The sequence below is a fragment of the Nonomuraea sp. NPDC048882 genome, assembly GCF_040649755.1.
In the GTDB taxonomy this organism is placed as follows: domain Bacteria; phylum Actinomycetota; class Actinomycetes; order Streptosporangiales; family Streptosporangiaceae; genus Nonomuraea; species Nonomuraea maheshkhaliensis.
In genome coordinates this window covers 1-18,148 of record NZ_JBEZGB010000020.1, presented here as the reverse complement: position 1 = coordinate 18,148, position 18,148 = coordinate 1, and the positions used below count along the sequence as shown (strand labels likewise).

17 protein-coding genes are annotated in these 18,148 nt (G+C 71.1%); 10 read left to right on the top strand and 7 right to left on the bottom strand.

Going from position 1 to position 18,148, the window contains the following annotated elements; all coding sequences use genetic code 11:
• On the top strand, positions 1-948 hold the full coding sequence (locus tag AB0C27_RS46125; protein WP_357859119.1) for a cysteine synthase: 948 nt from the start codon (positions 1-3) through the stop codon (positions 946-948).
• A gap of 138 nt (positions 949-1,086) precedes the next feature.
• On the opposite strand, the gene AB0C27_RS46120 is transcribed toward AB0C27_RS46125, so the two are convergent.
• A complete protein-coding gene (locus AB0C27_RS46120) occupies positions 1,087-3,033 on the bottom strand; it encodes a DUF3352 domain-containing protein (protein ID WP_357859116.1) in 1,947 nt (648 codons plus the stop codon).
• A gap of 85 nt (positions 3,034-3,118) precedes the next feature.
• Positions 3,119-3,445 carry a hypothetical protein gene (locus AB0C27_RS46115; RefSeq protein ID WP_346114220.1) on the bottom strand — a complete coding sequence of 109 codons (327 nt, stop codon included), beginning with the start codon at positions 3,443-3,445 and terminating at the stop codon, positions 3,119-3,121.
• Positions 3,446-3,548: 103 nt separating this feature from the next.
• Here AB0C27_RS46115 and AB0C27_RS46110 point away from each other — a divergent pair, with 103 nt between their 5' ends.
• The 3 genes from AB0C27_RS46110 to AB0C27_RS46100 all read left to right on the top strand — a co-directional run bounded on the left by AB0C27_RS46110 (position 3,549) and on the right by AB0C27_RS46100 (position 6,016).
• Positions 3,549-4,340, top strand: a complete 792-nt coding sequence (locus tag AB0C27_RS46110) for a thioesterase family protein (protein WP_357859113.1) — start codon at positions 3,549-3,551, stop codon at positions 4,338-4,340.
• Between the two features lie 102 nt (positions 4,341-4,442).
• On the top strand, positions 4,443-5,267 hold the full coding sequence (gene murI, locus AB0C27_RS46105) for a glutamate racemase (protein ID WP_346114222.1): 825 nt from the start codon (positions 4,443-4,445) through the stop codon (positions 5,265-5,267).
• Positions 5,264-6,016: an MBL fold metallo-hydrolase gene (locus AB0C27_RS46100; protein WP_357859109.1), complete on the top strand. Its 753-nt coding sequence runs from the start codon at positions 5,264-5,266 to the stop codon at positions 6,014-6,016. The genes murI and AB0C27_RS46100 overlap by 4 nt, the downstream gene beginning before the upstream one ends.
• 74 nt (positions 6,017-6,090) lie before the next feature.
• Here AB0C27_RS46100 and AB0C27_RS46095 read toward each other — a convergent pair whose 3' ends face one another.
• Positions 6,091-7,329 carry an MFS transporter gene (locus AB0C27_RS46095; protein WP_357859107.1) on the bottom strand — a complete coding sequence of 413 codons (1,239 nt, stop codon included), beginning with the start codon at positions 7,327-7,329 and terminating at the stop codon, positions 6,091-6,093.
• A 68-nt stretch (positions 7,330-7,397) separates the two neighbouring features.
• On the opposite strand from AB0C27_RS46095, the gene rph reads away from it, so the two are divergent.
• The 5 genes from rph (at position 7,398) to AB0C27_RS46070 (ending at position 11,882) form a co-directional block, all read left to right on the top strand.
• Positions 7,398-8,129, top strand: a complete 732-nt coding sequence (gene rph / locus AB0C27_RS46090) for a ribonuclease PH (protein WP_357859104.1) — start codon at positions 7,398-7,400, stop codon at positions 8,127-8,129.
• Positions 8,126-8,716, top strand: coding sequence for an RdgB/HAM1 family non-canonical purine NTP pyrophosphatase (gene rdgB, locus AB0C27_RS46085; protein WP_357859101.1), 591 nt, complete (start codon positions 8,126-8,128; stop codon positions 8,714-8,716). The genes rph and rdgB overlap by 4 nt, the downstream gene beginning before the upstream one ends.
• Before the next feature lie 88 nt (positions 8,717-8,804).
• Positions 8,805-10,505, top strand: a complete 1,701-nt coding sequence (locus AB0C27_RS46080; RefSeq protein ID WP_357859487.1) for a molybdopterin-dependent oxidoreductase — start codon at positions 8,805-8,807, stop codon at positions 10,503-10,505.
• Positions 10,506-10,578: 73 nt separating this feature from the next.
• Positions 10,579-11,541, top strand: coding sequence for a toxin glutamine deamidase domain-containing protein (locus AB0C27_RS46075; RefSeq protein WP_357859098.1), 963 nt, complete (start codon positions 10,579-10,581; stop codon positions 11,539-11,541).
• Complete coding sequence (locus AB0C27_RS46070) at positions 11,538-11,882, top strand: hypothetical protein (protein ID WP_357859095.1); 345 nt, start codon at positions 11,538-11,540, stop codon at positions 11,880-11,882. Before AB0C27_RS46075 ends, AB0C27_RS46070 begins: the two co-directional genes overlap by 4 nt.
• A 215-nt stretch (positions 11,883-12,097) precedes the next feature.
• Here the strand turns inward: AB0C27_RS46070 and AB0C27_RS46065 are convergent, their stop codons facing one another.
• The 4 genes from AB0C27_RS46065 to AB0C27_RS46050 form a co-directional block, all read right to left on the bottom strand.
• Positions 12,098-14,599: an FtsX-like permease family protein gene (locus AB0C27_RS46065; protein WP_357859092.1), complete on the bottom strand. Its 2,502-nt coding sequence runs from the start codon at positions 14,597-14,599 to the stop codon at positions 12,098-12,100.
• 63 nt (positions 14,600-14,662) lie between these two features.
• Complete coding sequence (locus AB0C27_RS46060) at positions 14,663-15,415, bottom strand: ABC transporter ATP-binding protein (RefSeq protein ID WP_357859089.1); 753 nt, start codon at positions 15,413-15,415, stop codon at positions 14,663-14,665.
• A gap of 108 nt (positions 15,416-15,523) precedes the next feature.
• A complete protein-coding gene (locus AB0C27_RS46055; protein WP_346104811.1) occupies positions 15,524-16,177 on the bottom strand; it encodes a response regulator transcription factor in 654 nt (217 codons plus the stop codon).
• The gene (locus tag AB0C27_RS46050) at positions 16,174-17,361 is read right to left on the bottom strand and encodes a histidine kinase (RefSeq protein WP_357859086.1); all 1,188 of its coding nucleotides are present in this window, start codon (positions 17,359-17,361) and stop codon (positions 16,174-16,176) included. The genes AB0C27_RS46055 and AB0C27_RS46050 overlap by 4 nt, the downstream gene beginning before the upstream one ends.
• A 164-nt stretch (positions 17,362-17,525) precedes the next feature.
• On the opposite strand from AB0C27_RS46050, the gene AB0C27_RS46045 reads away from it, so the two are divergent.
• Positions 17,526-17,993, top strand: a complete 468-nt coding sequence (locus tag AB0C27_RS46045) for a hypothetical protein (protein WP_357859083.1) — start codon at positions 17,526-17,528, stop codon at positions 17,991-17,993.
• The last annotated feature ends 155 nt before the right edge of the window (positions 17,994-18,148 follow it).

The following is an 18,148-nucleotide window of genomic DNA, read 5'->3' as shown; positions in this document are numbered from 1 at the left end:
ATGCGGTTCGACTCGCTGATCGACTCGGTCGGCCGCACGCCCCTGGTCGGGCTGCCGAGGTTGTCGCCCTCCGCCGACGTACGGATCTGGGCCAAGCTCGAAGACCGCAACCCGACCGGGTCGATCAAGGACAGACCGGCCCTGTGGATGATCCAGGAGGCCGAGAAGGAAGGCCGGCTCACGCCGGGCTGCACGATCCTGGAGCCCACCAGCGGCAACACCGGCATCTCGCTGGCCATGTCGGCCAAGCTCAAGGGCTACAAGCTCATCTGCGTGATGCCGGAGAACACCTCGGAGGAACGCCGCCAGCTGCTGCGGATGTGGGGAGCGGAGATCATCTCCTCGCCCGCGGCGGGCGGCTCCAACGAGGCCGTACGCGTGGCCAAGGGCCTGGCGGCCGAGAACCCGTCCTGGGTGATGCTCTACCAGTACGGCAACCCGGCCAACTGGCGCTCCCACTACGAGGGCACCGGCCCCGAGCTGCTGGAGGACCTGCCCACCATCACCCACTTCGTGGCCGGGCTTGGCACGACGGGGACCCTGATGGGGGTCGGGCGGTTCCTGCGCGAGCGGGTGCCCGGCGTGCGCATCGTCGCGGCCGAGCCGCGTTACGGCGAGCTTGTCTACGGGCTGCGCAACGTGGACGAGGGCTTCATCCCCGAGCTCTACGACGAGTCCGTGCTGACCACCCGGTTCTCGGTGGGCTCGGCCGACGCGCTGCGCCGCACCCGCGAGCTGCTGGCCACCGAGGGCATCTTCGCCGGAGTCTCCACCGGGGCCGCGCTGCACGCGGCGCTGGGCGTGGCCGCGAAGGCGGTCAAGGAGGGCGAACGGGCCGACATCGCGTTCGTGGTGGCCGACGGAGGCTGGAAATACCTGTCCACGGGGGCGTACGAGGGCACGCTGGAAGAGGCTGAGGAGCGTCTCGAAGGCCAGCTCTGGGCCTGAGGGGCGGCGTTCTGAGGCTGCGTCACGAGGCTGCGTCACGAGGTTGGGGGCCGGTTCCGGGCCTGATCCTCAGGGCACGTGAAGAGGCGGCCGGTCCGATCGGACCGGCCGCCTCTCGTCGTCCAGCGGACGAGCGGGTCAGTTGAACAGCAGTCGCAGCGAGAACGTCGCCTCGGTGTCGCTCTGCGTGCCGCTCAGGCCGACCGCCCGCAGCACCTGCGCGTTGGCCTTGTCGTCGCCCTGCATGGACGCCAGGTACAACTTCTCCACCTTGTCCAGGTCCACGAAGAGCGCGTAGTTCACGTCGTCCGCGTTCGGGATCGCCGTCTGGAACGTCTCCGAGTCGCCCAGCGTGCCCTCACCGGCCAGCTTCTTGGCGTACTCGTCCGTCGTCGCCACCGCGAGGACGCCGTCACCGGCGACCTTGGCGATCTGGGGAGCGGCCTGGCCGTTCTGGCTCAGCGCCTGCGTGACCTTGTCGAGGACCGCCTGCGCCTTGGCCGGGTCGGTGACGATGCGCACGCCGCCCTTGATCTGGTCGCTGTCGAGGCCCTCGCTGTCCACGGCGACGGTGAAGTTCTGGCCCACGAACGTGGCCAGGTCGTCGGGCAGCTTCAACCCCAGCGAGGTCTCGGCCTGCTGGAGCAGCTGCTTGATCTGCGCCCCGCCGGCCGCCGCGGCCTGCTTCTCGATCTCGGCCCACTGCTTCTTGACGACCTGGTCCAGGCCGGAGATCGACAGCGCGCCGGCCGTGGTGGCGGGCAGGGTGCCCAGAGCGGCCTTGGGCAGGTCGCCCTCGGGGGTCATGCCCTTCGCGCCCCTGACGAGCCCGGCCAGCTCGACGTAGGCGCTGTCGAAGCGCAGGGCGCCGGCGAACCTGGCGTCCTTGATCATGTCGAGCGCCGCCTGCTGGTCGGTGCCGACCTCCTTCTTGGCCAGGTCGAGCAGGCCGCCCATGTCGGCCCAGAACGACAGCACGCCCTGCTCGCCGACGGCGCCCATGTCGTCGCTGAACTCGGCGTTGTCGGACAGGCTGTCCTCGCCCTGCGCGTACTTGTCGGCCAGCGCCTGCGTGGTGCTCAGCAGCGCGTAGTCCTCACGGAAGGCGATGCCGTACTCCTCGCCCTTCATGAGCTTGGCGATGCCGTTCTTGGCCAGCTCCTGGTCCTTGATCTGGATGGCCACCGCGAAGTCGGGCTCCTCCTTGCCGGAGGGCACGGCCGCGAAGCCAACCCGGCTGCCCAGCCATGGGTCGACGTCCTTGGCGAAGTCGACCTTGCTGTCCTCGCCGTCGTTGAGCGTCTCGAACAGCGCCTTGCGCGGGTCCTCGCCGGTGAACTTGTCCTTGGTGACGGTGAACTTCCTGGCCAGCTGGAACAGCGCCAGCTTCTGGTTCGCCGCCGGGTCGAGGTCGAGGCGGGCGTAGGCGATGGAGTTGCCGGGCAGGACGTCGTTCGGCTGCGTGCCGCCGCCGCCGAAGGCGCCCACGGCCCACACCGCGCCGCCGCCCAGGAGCACCACCGCGAGTGCCGCGGCGATGGCGATCACCCAGTTCTTGCGGCCCTTCTTGGCGGGCTCGGGCGGGCCGAAGCCCTCGGGGCCCTGCTGCTGCCAGCCGCCCTGGGCGTACTGGTCCTGCTGCTGCCAGCCCTGCTCCTGCTGCCAGCCACCCTGCTGGGGCTGCTGCTGCCAGCCACCCTGCGGTCCCGGCTGTCCCTGCTGTTGCTGCTGCCAGCCACCTTGCTCCTGCTGCCAGCCTTGCTGCGGTTGCTGTTGCCAGCCGCCCTGGGCCTGCTGGCCGCCGTACTGGTCCTGCTGACCGTACTGCTGGCCCTGCTGGCCGTACTGCGCGTCATACGGGGGCTGCTGCTGGCCGTACTGGTTGCCGGAAGAGGGCTGCTGGCCGTAGGACGCCTGCTGCCCGTAGGCACCCTGCCCCTGCTGCTGGCCATGCTGCTGCTGCGGCGGGTACGGCTGCCCCGGATACTGCGCCGTCGGCGCGCTCTCCGGCTGCTGCCCCTGGTTCCAGTTGTACGCCGTGGTCCGGTCAGGATCCTGGCCATAGGGGGGATTGTTCGCAGACATCACTCAACTCACAATGTGGACTTTTGACCACAGAGAAGGTAGCTGATGTTGCTATACGGGCGCTTGCAATGTGCTGAAGTCGAAATTAGACCCGGTTGAGTTCTTTCCTCAGCACGTCGATGTGGACCTCGCCGCCCCCGTAATCCAGGACGTTCTCCCACGGAACGAACGTGCATCCCACGTACACGATGCGGGCCAGCGTCCGGGAGAGCCAGGCCGATCGGCCCTGGCGATCGCGCGTGAGGCCGAGCAGCAGCGGCGCCCGCCGCATCGAGACGACCAGGCCGTAGACGGTGTGGCTCTGCTGCAGCTCGCCCCTGTGCTTGACGACCCGGATGTCCACCACGAATCCGACCCACACCCCGTTGGAGTCCCAAACGGACTGACCCAGGAGTTCGGTGACACTTGCCATGATCAAACGTTGTCAGTCGAATCATGTTTTCGCAGGTAGGCGCGCTGATGGGCGAATGCTCTAGAGTCTCTAGAACATGGTTCCAGACTGGAGGCGGGCGGGAATGACGAAGTTCGACGAGGCCACCCAGGCGATCAGGGCCGACGAGAACACCTACGACGTGTGCCTCGACCCGGGATACGCGATCGGCGGGCCGCTCAACGGCGGTTACCTGATGGCCGTGATCCTGCGTGCGGCGGTGGACGCCTCGCCGTTCGAGCATCCGGTGAGCACCACGGCGCAGTTCCTCAAGGTGCCGGCCGCGGGCCCGGCGCAGGTCAGGATCGAGCCGCTCAAGGCGGGCCGGACGGTCGCGTTCGCCAGGGCGACGCTCGTGCAGGACGGCGTCGCGCGGATCGAGGCGTTGATCACCACGGCCACGCTGAACGACGCCGAGCCGATTTATAGCGATAAAGCCACTTATGAGATGCCTCACATTGACGAGTGCGCCAAACTGCCCGAACCGAAGCCCGAGTCGGGGATGACGCTCAACGCCCAGATGGAGCTGCTCTTCGACCCGCCCACGATCGGCTGGCTCAAGGGCGAGCCCTCCGGCAGGCCGGAGTCGCGGGCCTACTTCAGGCTGGCCGAGCCCCAGGACCCCGACCCGTACGTGCTGGCCCTGGCCGTCGATGCCCTCCCACCTGTCGTCTTCTCCGCCGGCGCGCGCGGCTGGGCGCCCACCGTGGACCTCACCTGGCACCTGCGCGCCCTGCCCGCGCCCGGCTGGCTCACCCTGCTCGGCAGCGGCCGGCTGGTCTCCGACGGCTGGTTCGACGAGGAGGTCGAGGTGCGCGACTCCACCGGCCGCCTCGTCGCCCAGGCCCGCCAGCTCGCCCGGGTGGGCCGAGGCTGACCGGCCATGATGTGACCAAGACAACACCGCGTCACGCTCAGATGTCGTACCTGTGAGCATTCTTACGCAGTGTTGATCGTGCAGGTCGCCTACCCTCTAAGCGTGCCGGACGCGAGTATTGGGATCTTCGACAGCGGGGTCGGCGGCCTGACGGTCGCCCGGGCGATCATCGACCAGTTGCCTCACGAGTCCATCACCTACGTGGCCGACACGGCCCGCCAGCCGTACGGGCCGAAGCCGATCGCCGAGCTTCGCGCGTACGCGCTGGAGGTCATGGACCACCTGGTCGAGCAGAACGTCAAGATGCTCGTGATCGCGTGCAACAGCGCCAGTGCCGCCGTGCTGCGCGACGCCCGCGAGCGCTACGACATGCCCGTCGTCGAGGTGATCATGCCGGCCACCAGGCGCGCGGTGCGAGCCACCCGCAACGGCAAGGTCGGCGTGATCGCCACCAGGGCCACCATCGCCTCGATGGCCTATCACGACGCCTTCACCGCGGCGCCCGACGTACAGCTCACCGGCGTGGCCGCCCCACGCCTGGTGGACTACGTCGAGCGGGGAGAGACGATGAGCGACGAGCTCATCGAGGTCGTCCGCGAATATCTCGAGCCCGTCAGGGCCGCCGGATGCGACACGATCATCCTCGGCTGCACCCATTATCCGCTGCTCACCGGCGCGATCTCGTACGTCGCCGGTGAGGGGGTCACGCTGATCTCCAGCGCCGATGAGACGGCGAAGGACGTCTACCGCATCCTGCACGACCGCGACCTGGCGGCCGGCAACGGAGCCACCCCCCGGCACCGTTTCCGCGCCACCGGCGACTCCCTGCTCTTCGCCCGGCTCGGGCGACGTTTCCTGGGCCCGGAGATCGACGTGGTCGAAGTCGCACCAGTGGGGGGTACTACCTATAACGGGAGGCCCACATGAAGGTGACCATCGTCGGTTGTTCCGGGAGCTACCCCGGCCCCGACAGCCCAGCATCCTGCTACCTCCTCGAAACGGACGGGTTCAGGATGCTGCTCGACCTCGGCAGCGGGTCGCTGGGCGCGTTGCAACGTCACGTCGGCATCTACGACGTGGACGCCATCTGCCTGTCACACCTGCACGCCGACCACTGTCTCGACATCTGCGGCTATCACGTGGCCCGCACCTACGGGCCCGGGGCCCCCTATCCCCTCGTCCCCGTCTACGCGCCCGCCGACGCGCCCCGGCGGCTGGGGGCGGCGTACGGCATGCCGGACGAGCCGGGTCTGGAGACCGCCTTCGAGTTCCGTACGCTGACGCCGGGCGTGTACGAGATCGGGCCGTTCACGCTCACCGCCGGCCTGGTCAACCACCCCGTCGAGGCGTACGGCTTCCGCGTCGCCAACGGCACCAGGAGCATCGCCTACTCCGGCGACACGGGCGAGACCGACGAGCTGGTCAAGCTGGCGGCCGGCGCCGACCTGCTGCTGTGCGAGGCGTCGTTCGTGGAGGGCCCCGACCTGCCCACCGGCCTGCACCTGACCGGCCGCCAGGCGGCCGCGCACGCCGCCAAGGCCGACGTCGGCCAGCTCGTGCTCACCCACCTGGTCCCCTGGAACGACCAGGCCACGGTCCTGGAGGAGGCGTGCGGCGGCGGCTACGACGGCCCGGTCGAGCTGGCCCGCAGCGGGGTCGTCTACGACCTGAGCTGAGCCGCCGCGGCGAGCCGCCGGAGCGGCCTGCTACCACCTGAACTGAGCCGCTGAGGTGAGCGCGGAGCAGCCTGCTATGACCTGGCTTCGACCTCGGAGAACTCGCGCATCCGCGGCAGCGGCGAGAACAGCAGCGGCACGAACGCCAGCAGCCGGCCGGCCATGAGCACCCACAGGGTCTGCCGCACCCCTACCTGCTGGGCGACCAGCCCGCCCATCAGCGCACCCAGCGGCATGATGCCCCAGGTCATGAAGCGCACCGAGGCGTTGACCCGGCCGAGCAGATGTTCGGGGGTGACGAGCTGGCGGTAGGTGGTCTGGCCCACGTTCATCAGCGTCGCGCTCCACGAGATCATGATCGAGGTGATCGCGAAGCACACCACCCGCCAGTCGGGCTGCGTCATCGGCAGGAGCAGGCCGAACGGCGCGCCGATGGTGACGGCCAGCCAGGTCATCCTGGCGCTGCCGACCCGCCGCGCCAGCCAACCTCCGGTCAGGCCGCCCAGCAGGCCGCCGATGCCGCCAGACATGAGCAGCGCCCCGACCGCGCCGGGGCTCAGCCGGACGGTCTCGGCCAGGAACAGCACCGACAGGGCCAGCACGCCGCTCACGCACATGTTGCCGATCGCCGACGAGGCCACGAATGCCCGTAACAGGCGGTGGTGCCACAAATAGGAGAGCCCCTCGCCGATGCCCCGCAGCAGCGGCGTGCGCTCGACGTCGGCGGGCGGTTTGTCCGGCGCCTTGATCGTGGCCAGCAGCAGCACCGAGGCGAGCGCGCCGAGCGCGGTGGCCATCATCGTGCGTGGTGCGCTCAGCAGCTGCACGAGCGTGCCGCCCACGCCGGGCCCCGCCAGGAACGCCCCCGCGCGGACCACCTCCAGCTTGGCGTTGCCGTCGGTCAGCTGCCCGGCGCTGATCAGATCGGGCAGGTACGTCTGGTCGGCCACGTCGTTGAACACCTGGGACACGCCGGCCAGCAGCGCGACCACGAACATCATCTCGATCGTCAGCAGTCCCAGCGCGGACGCCACCGGAATGCTGCCGAGCAGCACGAACTTCGTCAGGTCGGACACCATCATCACCCGGCGTTTGCGCATCCGGCCGACCCACACGCCCGCGGGCAGCCCGAGCAGAAGGAACGCCAGCGTCTGTAACGACGACAGCACCCCCACTTCCGCCGGACCGGCATGCAGAGCAAGCACGGCCACCAGCGGAAGCGCCACGCGGGAAATATTCGCTCCGAGTTCGTTCGCGACGTGCGAACTGAGGAATCGGAGGAAGTCAGGGTTTCGCAACACCCCCGTTGTCATTGCGTAAGGATCCATGTGACGGACACATTTGGTCAAGGGTGTCGCGTCGCGGAGATAGGGTGATCTGCATGTCCAGACAGGATGGCCGCAACCCTGACCAGCTTCGCCCCATTACCATCACCAGGCAATGGCTGACCCATGCCGAAGGCTCGGTGCTGGTCGAATTCGGCGGGACCCGGGTGTTGTGCGCGGCGTCGGTCCAGGACAGCGTGCCGCGCTGGCGCAGAGGCAGCGGCCAGGGCTGGGTTACGGCCGAATACGCGATGTTGCCGCGAGCGACCAATACTCGTAACGATCGCGAATCGGTCCGCGGCAAAATCGGCGGCCGGACCCACGAGATTTCCCGGTTGATCGGGCGTTCGCTGCGTGCCTGCGTCGATTACAAGGCGTTGGGAGAAAACTCCATTCTGCTCGACTGCGACGTCCTTCAGGCCGACGGCGGCACCAGGACGGCGGCGATCACCGGCGCCTACGTCGCGCTCGCCGACGCGGTCGCGTGGATGCGCGAGCGGCGCATGTGCCCGGGAGACCCGCTCATCGGCTCGGTCGCGGCCGTGTCCGTCGGCGTGGTCGGCACGGTCCCGATGCTCGACCTCTGCTACACCGAGGACGTCGCGGCAGAGACCGACATGAACGTGGTGATGACCGGCGAGGGCAGCTTCGTCGAGGTGCAGGGCACCGCCGAGGGCGCGCCCTTCGACCGCGGGGCCCTCGACCGCCTCCTCGACCTGGCCGTGGCCGGCTGCGCGGAGCTGACCTCGATCCAGCAGGAGGCCCTGCGCGCAGGGGAGCGGTCATGAGGATCGTGCTGGCCACCCGCAACACGGGCAAGATCGCGGAGCTGCGCCGCATCCTGTCCGGGTTCGACGTCGTCGGGCTGGAGGAGTTCCCCTCGATCGGCGAGGTCGCCGAGACCGGCGTCACGTTCGAGGAGAACGCCCTGCTCAAGGCGCACGCCGTCGCCAAGGGCTCCGGCCTGCCCGCGGTGGCCGACGACTCGGGGCTCTGCGTCGACGTGCTCAACGGCATGCCGGGCGTCTTCTCCGCCCGCTGGGCCGGAAACCACGGCGACGACCGCGCCAACCTCGACCTGCTGCTGGCCCAGATCTCCGACGTGCCCGCCGAGCGGCTGAGCGCCCACTTCGCCTGCGCCGCCGCGCTCGCGCTGCCGTCGGGCGAATACCGGGTGGTGGAGGGCACGCTGCCGGGCCGCCTCGTCATGACGCCGCGGGGGTCCAACGGGTTCGGCTACGACCCGATCTTCGTGCCCGACGGCGACGAGCGCACGACGGCCGAGATGACGGCCGAGGAGAAGGACGCGATCAGCCATCGGGGCCGGGCCTTCCGCGGGCTGGCGCCGATCGTGCGCGAGCTGCTCGGCTCGTGACCATCGCCGAGGTGCTCGGCTCGTAACCATCGCGTAAGAAGTCCGTCGCCGCCGGAGACGTACCTTCGGAAGTGTGCAGAGGAATGTAATGGTGCCGGCCTGGGCGGGAGCCCTGGCGGGACTGGTGTCCGGAGGCGTGGCCCTCGGGATCGCGCAGCTCGCGGCCGGGCTCGTCGGGCCGCAGACGTTTCCCGTGGTGGCCGTCGGCGACGCGGCCGTCGACCTGACGCCCGCCCCCCTCAAGGACTTCGCGATCAGGACGGTCGGCGAGAACGACAAGGCCGTGCTCATCGGCGGGGTGCTGGTCGTGCTCGCCGCGGTGGCCGCGCTCATCGGGGCGCTGGCCCGCCGCCGGCTCGCTTACGGCTTCGCGGGGCTGGCCGCGTTCGGGGTGATCGGGCTCCTCGCGGTGCTGACCCGGCCGGACGCCGGGCCCCTCGACGCCGTGCCGACCGTGATCGGCGTGGCCGTCGGCTGTTGGGCGCTGTCCTGGCTGATACGCCGCGCGTCCGGCGGCCGGATCCCCGCGCGCGTCCCGGACTCCGCTTTCGCCCCGGACCCCGCCTTCGCCCCCGCCGCCACGGTGGCGGCGCCGGCGGCGAGGCCCGCGGCCGGTGACGGGCGGCCGGAGGATGAGCCGGACGCCGAGCCGGGCATCAAGCCGGACATCGGGCCGGACGCCGAGCGGCCCGCCGTGATGCGGGCAGGTGACGAGCTGCGCGCCTTCGACCGGCGGCGGCTGATCACCGGCGCCGCCGGCGGCGTGGTGGTCGCCGGGGCGGCGGCCCTGCTCGGACGGCAGTTCGGCGGGCGCCAGGCCCTGGACGCCGCCCGGGTGGGCGTGGCGCTGCCCAAGCCGGCCACCCCCGCCAAGCCCCTCCCCGCGGGCACGGACCTGCGCATCCGCGGCCTGTCGCCGTTCGTCACCCCCAACAGCGACTTCTACCGCGTCGACACCGCGCTCGTCGTCCCCCAGGTCGATCCGAACGACTGGAGCCTGCGCATCCACGGGCTGGTGGACCGCCCGGTCGAGCTCACCTACGCCGACCTGCTGAAGATGCCGCTCACCGAGGCCGACGTCACCCTGACCTGCGTCTCCAACGAGGTCGGCGGCCCCTATGTGGGCAACGCCCGCTGGCTCGGCGTTCGGATGGCCGACGTGCTGCGTCAGGCGGGGCTGCGTTCCGACGCCGACATGCTGCTGTCCACCTCGGCCGACGGCTTCACCTGCGGCACCCCGGTCGACGTGGTGATGGACGGCCGCGACGCGCTGTTCGCGGTCGCGATGAACGGCGAGGTGCTGCCGGTGGACCACGGATTCCCCGTGCGCCAGGTGGTGCCCGGCCTGTACGGATACGTCTCGGCCACCAAGTGGGTCGTGGACATCAAGGTGACCAGGTTCGACGCCGACGAGGCGTACTGGACGCCCAGGGGCTGGTCCGAGAAGGGCCCCATCAAGACGCAGTCGCGCATCGACCTGCCGGCCTACGGCGACTCCATGAAGCCCGGTCGTACCACGATCGCCGGCGTGGCCTGGGCCCAGCACACCGGCGTGGACGCCGTCGAGGTGCGGGTGGACCGGGGGGAGTGGCGGCAGGCGAAGCTGGCCGCCGTGCCGGGGCCCGACACGTGGCGGCAGTGGTCGATCGACTGGGACGCGACGGCGGGGGAGCACACGCTGGAGGTACGGGCGACCGACGCCCACGGGCGTACGCAGACCGACCGGCTGGCGCCGCCCGCGCCCGACGGGGCGACCGGCTGGCACGCCGTCACCGTCCGGGTGGGCTGAGGTTTGCCGCGTTTGCCCAGGTAAGTGGGATGATCGGGGCGGAGGATTTCGCCGACTTCGCCTCGTGGCCCTCGTGTCGGCTCTACGATCGTTCGTCGAGCATGACAGGAGGCAGGCCGTGTTCCGCGAGCGCAAGCCGAGTGTCCCGCGCGCCCTTCCGGGGGTGGCCTACAACCCGATCGTGGCGGACGGGGTGCGGTGGCTCGACTACGAGCGGGCCGCCGAGCCCGTCCCCGACGACCATGACCCCGCATCCGGCGACCACCATTCCGGGCCCGAGGATCGCCGCTCCGGGGCCCGCGAGTGCCGTTCCGGGGCCCGTCGGTGCCGCTCCGAGCCCCACGAGTGCCGGCCCGGGTCTCACGAGTGCCGCCCCGAGGGGGGCGAGGGCCCGCACGTCCTGGAGTTGCCGGAGTACGACTGGTTCGACCTGCCGCACCGCCCGCCCAGCCTGGCCCGCAGCCGCCCGTACGGGGTGCCAGGAGGGCTCGCCGAGCCCGACCCGCAGGTGGAGCGGGACCTGGCCGACGCGCTGCGGCCGGGGGCCCGCTTTCCCGACCCGCGCGGCACCTGGGTGCGGCTGGTCAACGGCTCAGGGCCCGCCGACGACCCGTTCCGCGCCTCCAACGCCGCCGACTGCGCGCTGGCCGTGCTGTCCACCTGGCACGGCGAGCCCGCGACGGCCGCGCCACGGCTGCCCGAGTACGACCGGATCGGCCGGCCCGCGCTGACCGGGGAGCGGGGCAGCGTGGCCAGGATCGAGCGCTGGGTCGGGCACCGGCTGCAGTACGCGGGCCAGGGGCGGCACGCGTACCCGATGATCGAACGGCGGCTGCTGGACGCGGACCACGGAGCCGCGGCGGTCATCGTGGTGCGCTGGCCAGGGGGCGGCTCGCATGCCTGGAACGCGGTCAACTTCGACGGCGAGGTGATCTGGATCGACGCGCAGCGGGGCCACATGTCGGTCGAGCCGCCGTACCGGACGGTGACCGGGGTGTTCTGCGTGATACTCGACCGCGGGGGGCGGCCGCGATGACCACGGAGGCGATGACCACGGAGGCGATGACCACGGAGGCGATGACCACGGAGGCGATGGCCATGGAGACGATGAACATGGAGGAGGCCAGGGCGCTGGCCGAGGAGTACTTCAACGGGGCCCGCGTGGGGGATGAGCCGCTGCCGGTGGGCGTGTACGCGTTCGACGGCGGTTACGTGGCCTGGATCCGGGACCTGGAGCCCGACGACCCCGCCAGGCTGCCGGAGACGGCAGGGGGCGGATGCGTGGTCATCGACCGGGTGACGGGCGAGGTGGTGGCCAGGCCGCTGCTCGACCCGGAGACCGTGGCCGAACTCTGGCCGGGCCGCACCCCCCGCTGACCCTCACCAGAGGGCCCGCTAACCGTGGGCCCTGACCGCTTCCCGACGTCGCGGTCTCACCGGAGGCCCTGACTGTTTTGCGACTGTTTTGCGGGGTCGCGTCATCACGCTGCGTGACGTCGAGGCCGGGCGCCGCCCCCATGAGACGCCCGGCCTCCTCTGTGCCTTCTATCCGGATATTTCTGCTTTATTCGACTAAGGGGCTTTCGTCCGGCTCACCCCGCCGCGAGCGACGCGACGATCGACGCCCGCGCCGCGCGCCGGCCGGGAAGCACCGCCGCCAGCACGCCCGCCACCCCCGACAGCGCCACGAGCAGCACGATCGACGCGAACGGCACATCCAGCAGGGCTCCATCCAGCATCGCCCGAATCGCGGCCCAGCCGAAGACGACCCCGAGCACGACGCCTACCAACGCCCCCACGACCCCGAGCACCAGCGCCTCGATGGACAACATGCGGCGCAGCTGCGGCCGGGTCAGGCCCAGGGCCCGCAGCATGGCCGACTCCCTCGTCCGCTCGTGGACCGACAGCGAGAGCGTGTTCGCGATCCCCAGCAGCGAGATCAGGACCGCCAGCCCGAGCAGCCCCGTGATGATCATGAGCAACATGTCGAGGGTCTCGTCGAACTGCCCGCGTACCTCCGTCGAACTACTCACCCGCACGGCCGGATAGGCGGCGACGGCGGCGTCCACCACCGCGCGGGCCCGCTCGGCCGCCACCCCGTCCCTGATGCCGATCATCACCAGCGAGTCGGGCACCGCGCCGAAGTACGCGTCGAAGGAGGGCTCAGCGAGCGTGACCGGCGGCAGCGACGACTGGTCGCCGTCGAGCAGCGCGACCACCTCCAGCGACACCGTCCCGGCCCGCTCGGTCCGTAGCTCCACCGTGTCGCCCACCCGCACGCCGAGCCGGGCGGCCGAGGTGTCCTCCAGCGCGGCCCGGCCCGGGCCGAGACCGTTCAGGGAGCCGGAGACGACGTGCGGCTCGACGGGCCCCGTGAAGGTCCCCGCGATCGTGCGCCGGCCCGCCACCGTCGCGTCGGCCTGACGGATCTGCGTCACGGACGCCAGCTCCGGCCTGCCGCGCAGCCCCTCCGCCACCGAGCGCGGGATGACCGCGTCGCGCTTCTGGCCGGCCAGCAGGTAGTCGATCGGGAACTGCTCGTCCAGCTTGGCCGTCATCGTCAGCCGGGTGGAGGCGGTCACCACCGAGATCAGCGTCATCAGCGTCACCCCGATCGTGAGCGCCACCGTGGTGGTCGCGGCCCGCTTCGGGTTGCGACCAGAATTGTCCACCGCCAGGCGGCCCGGCACCCCGAACAGCCTGCGCGGGATCCAGCCCACCAGCGCGCTCAGCGGCCTGACCAGGACCGGGCCCAGCACGAGCACCGCCAGGAACGTCAGCGCGCCCCCGGCCATGACCACGAGCAGCGTGACCTGCTGCCCGGGCACGAGGACGAACGCGCCCGCCCCGGTCGTGCCGAGCCCCGCCAGCAGCAGGATCGCGGCCACCACGGCGCGGGCAGGACCTGCGCGGAACTCCGGCTCCTCGCTCTGGCCGCGCAGCGCGGCGATCGGCGGCACTCGCGTGGCCGACCTGGCCGGCAGCAGCGCCGCGCCGACCGTGACCAGCAGGCCGACGGCCAGGCCGGTCGCGATCGTGGCCGGCGTGAGCGCGATGCCCGCGTTCGAGGGCAGCGGGGAGTCGACCGCGCGCAGCACGGCCAGGGTGGCCGCGGCCAGGCCGTACCCGATGAGCAGGCCCAGTGCGGAGGCCAGCGCGCCCACGACGGCCGACTCCAGCACGATCGAGCCGAACACCTGCCCGCGCGTGGCCCCGACGCAGCGCAGCAGCGCCATCTCCCGCGTCCGCTGGGCGACGAGGATGGCAAAGGTGTTGTAGATGACCAGCGCGGCCACCAGCATCGCCACGACGCCGAACAGCAGCAGCCCCGTCGTGAGCATGGTGGTCTCCGTCCCGGCCGCCCTGGCCAGGTCGTCGGCCAGCTCCGTGCCCGTCTTGACCTGGTACGAGCCGCCGGCGGCCGCCGCCACCGCCTCCTTCACCGCCTCCTTCAGCCCGGGCCCGCCGCCCGCGACGTCGATCTCGGCGTACCCCTTCGCGCCGGTCATGCGCCGGGCCACGTCCGGGGTGAAGCCGACCGCGCCGGTGTAGGCCAGCGTCTGGTCCACGCCGGTGTCGATCAGGCCGACCAGCCGGAACCGGTGCCCGGTCTCCTTGCCGTCCAGCACCGTGATCGTGTCGCCGAGCCGGAAGCCCTGGGCCTTGGCGGTGTTCTCGTCCAGCACGGCGGCTTGATCGTCGGTGCCCGGGCCGGTGCCGGCGACGACGTTCGTGCGGTCGAGCGGGCCTGTGACGATCGACAGGGCGGTGGTCGGGACGTCGCCCACCGTCTTGCCGTCCTTGCCCAGCACGGGCGCGCTGCCGCGGATCAGGCCCTCGGCCCGCGTCACCCCGGGCAGCGCCCTGATCCGGTCCAGCGCCTGCTCCGGCAGCCTGCCTCCGGCCGGTCCTGGCAGCACGGCCACGTCCACCTTGTCCGCGTCGGCCGTCACCCGCTGCGCGAAGCCGGCCTGGGCGGTGTCGTTCAGCACGAACGTGCCCGCGATGAAGCCCACCCCGAGCATGATCGCCAGTGATGTGAGCAGCAGCCTGAGCCGGTGCGCGCGCAACCCGGCCAGCGCGGCCCTCAGCACCGCACACCTCCGGCGAGCGCGATCGTCCGCACGTCACGCGTCCGCATCTCACGGCTCAGCACGTCACGCCTCCAGCCGGACGAGGGTGTCCAGAACGGACTGCGGCGTCGGAGCGCTGACCTCGGTGACGAGCTCGCCGTCACGCAGGAACACCACCCGGTCGGCGTACGCGGCCGCCACCGGGTCGTGCGTGACCATGACGATGGTCTGGCCCAGCTCGCGCACGGACGCGCGCAGGAACGACAGCACCTCGGCGCCGCTGCGCGAGTCCAGGTTCCCGGTGGGCTCGTCGGCGAAGATGACCGCGGGCTTGCTGATCAGCGCCCTGGCCACCGCCACCCGCTGTTGCTGGCCGCCGGACAGCTCGCCCGGCCGGTGCCCGAGCCGGTCCTTCAGCCCGACGGTCTCGATGACCCGGTCGAACAGCGCCTGGTCGGCCAGGCGGGCGGAGATGTCCAGCGGCAGGCGGATGTTCTGCTCGGTCGTCAGCGTGGGCAGCAGGTTGAACGCCTGGAAGACGAAGCCGATCCGCTCCCGGCGCAGCAGCGTGAGCTGCCGGTCGGTCAGCCCCGTGAGCTCCGCGTCGCCGATGCGCACGGTGCCGGACGTGGCGGCGTCGAGGCCGGCCAGACAGTGCATCAGCGTCGACTTGCCCGAGCCGGACGGCCCCATGATGGCGGTGAACGCCCCCGTGGCGAAGGACACGGTCACGCCGCGCAGGGCGTGCACCCGGGCGTCGCCGGAGCCGTACACCTTGGACAGATCGGTGGCCACGACGGCGGGCGGGGCCTGGCGGCGGGTCTCGGTGAGCGTCACGTTCACTCCTTGTACGCGAAATTTCAACGCGCCCCACGCTAGGAGTGGAAATTTCGTGATTCATGGGCCCTGAGGAGGGACTTCAGCTGCGCCGGCAGATGACCCCGGTCAGACTTTCGGCCGAGGAGAGGGCACGATCAGACCGGCCTCGTACGCGTACACCACCACCTGCGCCCGGTCCCGCAGCCCCAGCTTGGCCAGCACCCGCCCCAGATGCGTCTTCACCGTCGCCTCCGCCACCTCCAGGCGGCCCGCGATCTCCATGTTGGACAGGCCGCGCGCCACCATCAGCAGCACCTCGCGCTCGCGCGGCGTCAGCTCGGCCGCCGAACGCACCGGCTCCTCGGCGGGCAGTTGCGCGGCGAAGCGGTCGAGCAGCCGCCGCAGCGTGCTGGGCGAGACCACCGACTCGCCCGCGTGCACCGTCCTGATGGCGCTGACCAGGTCGTCCGGCGGCACGTCCTTCAGCAGGAACCCGGCCGCGCCCGCCTTGACCGCGGCGAAGGCGTACTCGTCCAGGTCGAACGTGGTCAGGATCAGCACCTTGGGCCCGTCGATGCGCCGGGTGGCCTCCAGCCCGTCCATGGACGGCATGCGTACGTCCATGAGCACCACGTCCACCTCGGTGCCGCGCAGGATCTCCAGCGCCGTGGCGCCGTCGGCGGCCTCGGCCACCACCTCGATGTCCGGCTGCGCGCCCAGCACCATCCTGAACCCGGCCCGCAACAGCTCCTGGTCGTCGACCAGCATCACCCGGATCACGCCGCCTCCTTCGTCATCGGCAACCTGGCCAGCACCTCGAACCCGCCACCCTGCCGGGGGCCCGCCGACACGGCGCCGCCGTACATGCCGACCCGCTCGCGCATCCCGATCAGGCCGTGCCCGTCGGAGCTCACCGGAGCCGCCGCGCCCCGGCCGTCGTCCACCACCCGCACGACCAGCTCGGGGCCGCTGTAGTCGATTTCCACGCTGGCCCGGACGCCGGGGCCGCCGTGCTTGAGCGCGTTCGTCAGGGCCTCCTGGACGATGCGGTAGACGGCCAGCTGCTGGCCCTCGGGCAGCTCGGCCGGCACCCCGTCGACGCTCAGCCGGGCGGGCACGGCCGAGCCGCGGACGAGCTCCTCCAACTGGCCCAGACCCGGCTGCGGGGTGTAGTCGGTGCTCGCGGTCTCGTTCTCCCGCAGCACCCCCACCAGCCTGCGCATCTCGGCCAGGGCCGCGCGGCCGGTCTTGGAGATGGTCTTGACCGCCAGCCTGGCCTGCTCGATGTCGCGGTCCATGGCGAAACCCGCGCCGTCGGCCTGCACCACGATCACGCTCACGTTGTGGGCCACGACGTCGTGCAGCTCCCTGGCGATCCTGGCCCGCTCGGCCGCGGCGGCCATCCTGGCCTGCTGGTCGCGCTCGCGCTCCGCCCGTTCGGCCCGCTCCTCCAGGCTCTCCAGGTAACGCCTGCGGGTGTTGGCGTACAGGCCGGTCAGCCAGACCGTCACCACGAAGACCGAACCGCTGAAGAACATCCCGAACGTCGGATCCGACCAGTGGACCAGCGCCAGGAACACCCCCACCTCCGCCACCAGCCCCGCCGCCAGCGCCCAGCGGAACGAGCACCGGTAGGCCACCGCCCAGAGCGCCACCAGCACCGCCAGGTTGGCGGGCAGCGGGTTCACCCCCGCCAGCCACTGGCCGAAGCTGATCAGCGAGACGGTGGCGAAGCAGCCCAGCGGCCGGCTCCGCCACGCCAGCGGCGCCAGCAGCGCCGCCGACAGAGCCAGGTAACCGGCCGCGCCGAGATAGGGGCTCCCGTCCTGAGCGGCGCCTGGTGAAGGCCCGTTCAGCGCGTACGGCACCGCCAGCAGGGCGCACAACAGCGCCAGAGGGGCCACACTGGCGGCGGCCGCCAGCTTCTCGTGGCGCCTGGACCACGCCCGTACGCTCCCGAACACATCATCACGATATGTAGGCCCGGCGCGGCCTTGGTCCGCCTGGAGGGTGAAGTCCGGGTACGACCCAGGTCTTACATGGCTTTGCCCTTACGCGGGGCTTACGGTGAGTTTGGCATCCTTCATTACCGGGAGCGCCCTTCGTGGGCGAGTAAAGGGAGATCGTGATGGCGGATCATGATCGAGACGCCGGGTCGCGCGGCGAAGAGGAAGCGCCGCGCGACCCGACCCAGGAGCCGCGCGAGCCGGCCCAGCTCAGATACGGGGAACAGGCGGACCGCCCGTACGCCGACCTCCCACCCACCCAGCCGATCGCCTCCAGCTGGGAAGAACCGTCTCCCTCTTCTTCCGGTGGCTTCTTCCGCCGCCGACGAACCCAGATCACGGCTGCGGCCGTCGCCGGCCTGATCGCCGGCGGCCTCCTCGGCGGCCTCACCGTCGCCTCGGCCACCGACCACGACCACGACCGGTTCGACGGGTGGCTCGAACACGAGAACCGCTGGCGCGCCCCGGACGGCCTGCGCATGCCGGAACGCATGAACCGGGGCTGCTACCGCACGGACGACGCGTTCTCCTGCGTCGCCCCACCACCCCGCGTCGACGACCCCGACTCTTTCGACGAGGACGACGACTAGCCTCTCAAAACCACGGCCCCGGCCCCCGCCAGGACGTCATGAAAGAAGAAATGTAGGGCCGGTGGTGTGCTGGTTCAGGACATAGGAAACCCATGTCGCAAGACATAGGAAACTTCAACAGAGTGTGTCTCGGGACATAGGCAACCATCGCGATC